Consider the following 8,175-nt stretch of genomic DNA (forward strand, 5'->3'; position numbering starts at 1 on the left):
CAGAGAGATGCTAGTTTTCATTTTTGAAAGATTAAGGGAGGCGAACGCGGATGGTTATTCAATATAAGCATGAGCCGTTTACTAATTTTTCTGAAGAAGAGAATAGAAGATTATTTACAGAAAGCTTACGATATGTTCAATCTTATTTAGGTAATGATTACGATTTAGTTATTAATGGTGAGCGTATTTCTACAAAGGATAAGATTGTCTCTGTAAACCCGGCAAATCATGACGAAATAATTGGAACAGTATCGAAAGCAACAGTGGAACTTGCAGAGAAGGCAATGAAAAGCGCGGATGAAACATTTCAAACATGGCGTAAGACAGATCCGGAGATGCGTTCTGATATTTTATTCCGTTCTGCGGCGATTGTCCGGCGAAGAAAACATGAGTTTTCAGCATTGCTCGTAAAAGAGGCAGGAAAACCGTGGAATGAGGCTGATGCTGATACAGCCGAGGCAATTGATTTTATGGAATACTACGGCCGGCAAATGTTAGCTGTAAAAGATGGAGTGAAGGTTGAAAGCCGGCCGATTGAGCATAATCGTTTTCGTTATATTCCGCTAGGTGTCGGTGTTATTATTTCTCCGTGGAATTTTCCTTTCGCTATTATGGCTGGTATGACAGCAGCAGCTGTTGTGAGCGGGAACACGGTTCTATTAAAGCCGGCTAGTACGACACCAGTCGTTGCAGCAAAATTTATAGAAGTTTTAGAAGAAGCGGGTCTTCCTGCGGGTGTTGTTAATTATATTCCTGGGAGCGGCAGTGAAATTGGAGATTATCTAGTTGATCATCCAAGAACGAGATTTATCAGTTTTACCGGTTCTCGTGATGTAGGTGTCCGAATATACGAACGTGCAGCAAAAGTTCATGACGGTCAAATATGGCTAAAGCGTGTTATTGCGGAAATGGGTGGAAAAGATACGATCATTGTTGATTCAGATTGTGATTTAGAACTAGCTGCAAGATCGATCGTTTCTTCGGCATTCGGATTTTCTGGACAAAAATGCTCTGCATGTTCACGTGCAGTTGTATTAGAAGATGTATATGATGAAGTGTTAGCAAGAGTAATAGAAATAACGAAAAATTTAACAGTCGGTAATACGGCTGATCAATCGTACTTTATGGGACCAGTCATCGATCAGGCTGCATACGATAAGATTACGAGTTATATAGAGATAGGGAAAAAAGAAGGAAAACTTGTCGCTGGCGGCAAGGGGGACGATATGGAAGGTTATTTTATCGAGCCTACTATTTTTGCAGATGTTGATGAAAATGCGCGTCTTATGAAAGAAGAGATTTTTGGCCCGGTTGTTGCGTTTTGTAAAGCAAAAAGCTTTGATCATGCTATTCAAATAGCGAATAATACAGATTATGGTTTAACAGGTGCAGTTCTATCTAATAATAGAAAACATATTGAATGTGCTCAAGATGATTTCCATGTTGGAAATTTATATTTTAACCGTGGCTGTACAGGTGCCATCGTCGGTTATCATCCATTTGGCGGCTTTAATATGTCTGGAACAGATTCAAAAGCAGGAGGACCTGATTATTTGCTTCTTCATATGCAAGCAAAGACAATATCTGAAATGTTTTAAGTTGTTAAAAAGATGCTCAAATTTAATAGGGGCATCTTTTTTTATATAAAATTTTCGAACTTAATTTTATGAATTTGTATGTAAATTTTACTATTTTTGGTTATGTATCTATCGATTAAGTGAATGAATATACAAATCCAATATATTTATCTGAATGTTTAATTTTATAGACTTTGTTATGATGGGACACGCTGCTGGCAAGGTACGGAGAGTGCCGGAAAATCATTTGCTTCATCATGAAATCGTATGTCCTTGCATAAGGATTTTGTAAAGGTGATGTTAGGGGGTGATCATATGGATTTCAGTTTAACTGCTGCAACTTGGTGCTGGCTCTTGATACCAATGCCATCGCTAATCTTATTATCAATTGTTACCTACTATATCGAAAAAAGGAGTGGATAAATAAAAATGGATATTAATATAGCACAGTTAACAGCAATTATAATTTATTTGATAGGGATGCTGATAATAGGTGTAATTGCAACTAAAATGACGAGTAATCTAAATGATTATGTATTAGGTGGAAGACGTTTAGGTGCAGGAGTTGCGGCTTTAAGCGCCGGAGCATCTGATATGAGCGGATGGCTAATGCTTGGTCTGCCAGGTGCTATGTATCTTAGCGGAATGGGCGGTATGTGGATCGCGATTGGTTTATCGATTGGTGCATATTTGAATTGGCAGTTTGTAGCTAAACCGCTTAGAGTCTATACAGAAGTAGCAAAGGACTCCATTACTGTACCGGATTATTTTGAAAATCGTTTCCGTGATAATTCGAATATTTTACGTGTCGTTTCTGCCCTTGTTGTTCTTGTGTTTTTTACATTTTATACTTCTTCGAGTCTTGTAGGCGGTGCAATTCTTTTAGAAAATGCTTTTTCTATGGACTATAGATTAGCGTTATGGGTTGGCTGTGCAGTTATCCTTTCATACACTCTTTTTGGTGGATTCTTAGCTGCAAGCTGGACCGACTTTGTTCAAGGGATTTTAATGCTTTTAGCTTTAATTATTATACCAATCGCTGTTATATATGAACTTGGCGGTTGGGGAGCAACAATTCAAAAAATCGGAAATATTGATCCATCTTATTTAGATATAACAACAGGTGCAACATTTATAGGAATCGTTTCGCTGCTTGCTTGGGGCCTTGGATATTTTGGTCAGCCGCATATTATTGTTCGTTTTATGGGGATTAAATCGACCAAAGAAATTCCAAAAGCACGATTCATTGGGATAACGTGGATGATTATTTCCTTATTTGGTGCTATTTTTATCGGCTTTACAGGAATTGCTTATTTTGCTGATGCCCCTCTTGAAAATTCTGAAACAGTTTTTATTATGCTTTCACAGGTGCTGTTTAACCCCTGGGTATCAGGATTCTTACTCGCAGCCATTCTTGCAGCAATTATGAGTACGGTGGATTCTCAATTAATTGTTGCTTCAAGTGCATTAGCACAAGACTTTTATAAACAGCTTTTCAGAAGAAAGGCCAGTCAAAAGGAAGAAATGATAGTTGGCAGAATTGCATGTCTCACTATTGCGATCATTGCTATTTTCCTAGGCTACGATAGGGATAGTAAAGTTCTTGAACTAGTAAGCTATGCTTGGGCCGGTTTCGGAGCTGCCTTTGGTCCGCTCGTAATCTTAAGTTTGTTTTGGAAACGTATGACAAGAAATGGTGCTTTAGCAGGAATGATTGTTGGAACAATTACTGTTATTGTCTGGTCAAACCTTGAGGGCGGTATTTTCGAAATGTATGAATTGGCACCAGGATTTGTATTTGCATGGATTGCAATTATTGTTGTAAGTTTATTAGGAAAAGAGCCTTCAGAGGAAGTTCAAAATGAATTTGACAAAGTTAAATCAATTTTGGAAAAATCTTAAGAAATTTCAATAGATTCACTTGTAGAAATGTGAAAGTAATGTATCCTGTTCTGAAAGAGTTTCAGGCTAATTGTATCAGCGGAGGCCAGGGAAGCCTCTGCTGAAATTTTTTTATTTTGAAATCCTTTTTGAAATCTGTGGAATTGTTGCTTTATTACTACAAATTTTGATATTATCAGAGTATTGTGAGTGTACGAATTATGGAGGTGGAAAAGAATGTCTCGTATTTCAGAGGAGCAAGTAAAACACGTAGCAAATTTAGCAAGATTAGCAATTACTGATGAAGAAACAAAGAAATTTACTGAACAGTTAGATGCTATTATCGCATTTGCTGAAGAGTTAAATGAACTAGATACAGAAAATGTTGAGCCGACTTCACATGTTCTTAATATGAAAAATGTATTAAGAGAAGACGTGGCTAAAGAAGGACTGCCAGTTGAAGAGGTTGTTAAAAACGCACCAGACCATGAGGATGGCTATATTCGTGTGCCGTCGATTATTGAATAAGGGAGGGAAAAAGTTTGTCATTATTTGATCATAAATTATCAGAATTAAAATCTTTATTACATAAAAAAGAAATTTCTGTTACAGATTTAGTTGATGAATCATACAAAAGAATTCAAGCAGTAGATGATAAAGTCGGGGCATTTCTAACATTAAATGAGGAAAATGCACGTGCTTATGCTAAAGAATTGGACGAGGCATTAGATAATCGAAATGAATTTGGTCTTCTTTTTGGAATGCCAATCGGGATAAAAGATAATATTGTAACGAAAGATCTTCGTACAACTTGTGCGAGTAAAATGTTAGAAAACTTTGATCCGATTTACGATGCGACAGTTATGCAGCATCTTAAAGAGGCAGAAGCTGTTACAATCGGAAAATTAAATATGGATGAATTTGCGATGGGTTCTTCAAGTGAAAACTCTGCATTCAAAACAGTAAAAAATCCATGGGATCTTGACCGTGTACCAGGCGGATCAAGCGGTGGTTCAGCAGCAGCTGTTGCAGCGGGAGAAGTACCATTTTCATTAGGTTCCGACACAGGTGGCTCAATCCGTCAGCCTGCATCTTACTGTGGGGTTGTCGGCTTAAAACCGACATACGGACGCGTATCGCGTTTCGGTCTTGTTGCATTTGCATCGTCATTTGACCATATCGGACCAATCACAAGACATGTTGAGGACAATGCTTATATTCTTCAAGCAATTTCAGGTCTTGATGAAATGGATTCCACATCAGCAAATGTAGATGTACCTGATTTCCTTTCTGCATTAACAGGTGATGTTAAAGGTTTAAAAATCGCTGTTCCGAAAGAATATTTAGGAGAAGGCGTTGGCGAAGAAGCGAAGCAATCTGTACTAGATGCACTGAAAGTATTAGAAGGACTTGGGGCAACATGGGAAGAAGTGTCACTTCCTCACTCTAAATATGCACTTGCTACTTACTATTTACTTTCTTCTTCAGAAGCATCTGCGAACCTTTCAAGATTCGATGGTATCCGTTACGGTTACAGAACTGACAATGCAGAAAATTTAATTGAGCTGTATAAACAAACTCGTGCGGAAGGCTTCGGTGATGAGGTAAAACGCCGTATTATGCTTGGAACATTTGCACTTAGCTCTGGTTACTATGATGCTTATTATAAAAAAGCTCAAAAAGTTCGTACATTAATTAAAAAAGATTTTGATGATGTTTTAGAAAAATACGATGTTATTATTGGGCCGACAGCACCAACACCAGCATTTAAAATTGGTGAAAACATCAGTGATCCATTAACAATGTATGCAAATGATATTTTAACAATTCCAGTAAACTTAGCAGGAGTTCCAGCTATTTCAATTCCATGTGGATTTGCAAATGGTCTGCCATTAGGTTTACAAATTATTGGTAAACATTTTGATGAAAGCACTGTTTACCGAGTTGCACATGCTTATGAGCAAGCAACTGAACATCATAAAGCGAAACCTGAATTGTAAGGGGTGAGAAAAAATGAAATTTGAAACGGTAATTGGACTTGAAGTCCACGTAGAATTAAAAACAAATTCAAAAATCTTTTCGAGCGCACCGAACCAATTTGGATCAGCGCCGAATGCGAATACGACTGTAGTAGAGCTGGGATATCCTGGTGTTTTACCGGTTGTTAATAAAGAAGCAGTAAACTTTGCAATGAAAGCTGCAATGGCATTAAACTGTGAAATTGCACCTGTTACAAAGTTTGACCGTAAGAACTATTTTTATCCGGATAATCCGAAAGCATATCAAATTTCACAATTTGATAAGCCAATCGGTGAGAATGGCTGGATTGATATTGAAGTGAACGGTGAAACGAAGCGTATCGGTATTACTCGTATCCATATGGAAGAAGATGCTGGTAAATTAACTCATACAAATTACGGCTACTCTCTATGTGATTATAACCGTCAAGGTACTCCGCTCGTTGAGATCGTTTCTGAGCCAGATATCCGTACACCGGAAGAAGCATATGCATACCTTGAAAAATTAAAATCAATTATTCAATATACAGGTGTGTCTGACTGTAAAATGGAAGAAGGATCTCTTCGTTGTGATGCGAATATTTCTCTTCGTCCAGTCGGTCAAGAAGAATTTGGTACGAAAACAGAATTAAAGAATTTAAACTCTTTTGCTTTCGTTCAAAAAGGTCTTGAATATGAACAAGAGCGTCAAGAAGAAGTATTACTTGCAGGCGGAGTAATTGATCAGGAAACACGCCGTTATGATGAAGCAACAAAAACGACTATTTTAATGCGTGTAAAAGAAGGATCAGATGATTACCGCTACTTCCCGGAACCGGATCTTGTTGATATTCATATTGATGATGAATGGAAAGAGCGCATCCGTGCTTCTATTCCTGAGCTGCCTGATGCAAGAAGAAAACGTTATGTGGAAGAGCTTGGATTACCTGCATATGATGCACAAGTGCTTACAATTACGAAAGAAATATCTGATTTCTTTGAAGCAACAATTAAAGCTGGCGCTGATGCGAAACAAGCTTCAAACTGGATCATGGGTGAAGTTTCAGCCTATTTAAATGCAGAAGGAAAAGAGCTTGCAGATGTTGCGCTTACAGCTGAAGGATTAGCAGGAATGATTAAGCTGATCGAAGACGGAACAATCTCTTCAAAAATCGCAAAACAAGTATTTAAAGAACTGATTGAAAACGGCGGTGACGCTGAGACAATCGTTAAGGAAAAAGGACTTGTCCAAATTTCTGACGAGGGAGCACTTCTTGCAATGGTAACAGAAGCAATTGATGCAAACCCGCAATCAGTTGATGACTTTAAAAACGGTAAACAAAAAGCAATCGGCTTCTTAGTTGGACAAATTATGAAAGCATCTAAAGGACAAGCAAATCCGCAGATGGTAAATAAATTATTAATGGAAGAACTTAAGAAGAGATAATGAAAGATAAAGAGGACATGCCGGCTTATTAGTGGGCATGTCTTTTTAATATTGTTAAAATATAGAGTAAGTCCGGATTGATTTTTCTCTATGTAATTAGTGAATATCTGTAATTAACCTTGCTAAATGGTTGATTAATTCAAGTGCTCATTAGTTTAATTTCTCTAGTTTTGGATAAATTAAGTAACGATGACTTATTTTCTTTCAGTTTCTTCAGAACAATAGTATAATTTAAGCTTGTTAACAATGTTTTTAAATACATTCTAGATAGCAGGATGATGGGGAATGAAAAAAGCGAGAATTATTTATAATCCAACGTCTGGAAGAGAGGTTTTTAAAAAATCTTTACCAGAGGTTTTACAAAAATTTGAACAAGCAGGCTATGAAACATCTTGTCATGCAACGACATGTGAAGGTGATGCAATAAAGGCTGCTAAAATTGCTGGTGAACGAGGCTTTGATTTAATCGTTGCTGCTGGCGGCGATGGGACGATAAATGAAGTAGTGAATGGACTTGCGGATTTAGAGTTCCGTCCAAAGCTGGCTGTTATACCGGTTGGAACGACAAATGATTTTGCCCGTGCGATTGGAATACCTTTAAATGATGTATTGGGAGCGGTTGATACCGTTATTAACGGAGTACCGAAGGCGATAGATATCGGCCGTGTGAATGGTCAATATTTTATAAATATAGCCGGTGGTGGACGTTTAACAGAGTTAACTTACGAGGTGCCGAGTAAGCTGAAGACAATGCTGGGTCAGCTCGCTTATTATTTAAAGGGAATGGAAATGCTTCCATCCATACGTCCGGCTGAGGTGGAAATTGAATATGATGGAAAGCTGTTTCAAGGAGAAATTATGTTATTTCTCGTTTCCTTAACAAATTCAGTCGGCGGTTTTGAAAAACTTGCGCCAGATTCAAAATTAAATGATGGAATGTTTGATTTATTAATTTTAAAGAAAACAAATCTTGCGGAATTTATTCGTGTAGCATCTCAAGCCTTACGGGGTGAACATATAAATGATGAGACAATTATTTATACGAAAGCAAACCGGGTAAAAGTAGCAAATAAAGATAAGATGCAATTGAATTTGGACGGTGAATACGGCGGCTTGCTCCCAGGAGAATTTGTCAATCTGTACAGGCATATTGAAATCATAACGTCTAAAGCAAAGGCAGAACAAATGGACGACTAGAACTTAAGGATGTCCCAAAAGGGTAAAAAGCAACCCTTTTGGGACATCCTGCTGAAAGGCCCCGTCATGGAAATCC

6 protein-coding genes are annotated in these 8,175 nt (G+C 37.8%); all 6 read left to right on the plus strand.

Annotated elements, in window-relative coordinates; genetic code table 11:
- Positions 1 to 50: 50 nt before the first annotated feature.
- The 6 genes from pruA (at position 51) to BFA01S_RS11385 (ending at position 8,099) form a co-directional block, all read left to right on the plus strand.
- Complete coding sequence (pruA, locus tag BFA01S_RS11360) at positions 51 to 1,598, plus strand: L-glutamate gamma-semialdehyde dehydrogenase (RefSeq protein WP_066230091.1); 1,548 nt, start codon at positions 51 to 53, stop codon at positions 1,596 to 1,598.
- A gap of 408 nt (positions 1,599 to 2,006) precedes the next feature.
- On the plus strand, positions 2,007 to 3,479 hold the full coding sequence (putP, locus tag BFA01S_RS11365; protein WP_066230094.1) for a sodium/proline symporter PutP: 1,473 nt from the start codon (positions 2,007 to 2,009) through the stop codon (positions 3,477 to 3,479).
- 216 nt (positions 3,480 to 3,695) lie between these two features.
- Positions 3,696 to 3,986: an Asp-tRNA(Asn)/Glu-tRNA(Gln) amidotransferase subunit GatC gene (gatC, locus tag BFA01S_RS11370; protein WP_066230097.1), complete on the plus strand. Its 291-nt coding sequence runs from the start codon at positions 3,696 to 3,698 to the stop codon at positions 3,984 to 3,986.
- 14 nt (positions 3,987 to 4,000) lie between these two features.
- Positions 4,001 to 5,458, plus strand: a complete 1,458-nt coding sequence (gene gatA / locus BFA01S_RS11375) for an Asp-tRNA(Asn)/Glu-tRNA(Gln) amidotransferase subunit GatA (protein WP_066230100.1) — start codon at positions 4,001 to 4,003, stop codon at positions 5,456 to 5,458.
- A gap of 13 nt (positions 5,459 to 5,471) precedes the next feature.
- Positions 5,472 to 6,902, plus strand: a complete 1,431-nt coding sequence (gene gatB, locus BFA01S_RS11380; protein ID WP_066230103.1) for an Asp-tRNA(Asn)/Glu-tRNA(Gln) amidotransferase subunit GatB — start codon at positions 5,472 to 5,474, stop codon at positions 6,900 to 6,902.
- Between the two features lie 285 nt (positions 6,903 to 7,187).
- Positions 7,188 to 8,099: a diacylglycerol kinase gene (locus BFA01S_RS11385; protein WP_066230108.1), complete on the plus strand. Its 912-nt coding sequence runs from the start codon at positions 7,188 to 7,190 to the stop codon at positions 8,097 to 8,099.
- The last annotated feature ends 76 nt before the right edge of the window (positions 8,100 to 8,175 follow it).

Origin of the sequence: Metabacillus fastidiosus NBRC 101226, assembly GCF_001591625.1 — a bacterium.
Taxonomy (GTDB): Bacteria; Bacillota; Bacilli; order Bacillales; family Bacillaceae; genus Metabacillus; species Metabacillus fastidiosus.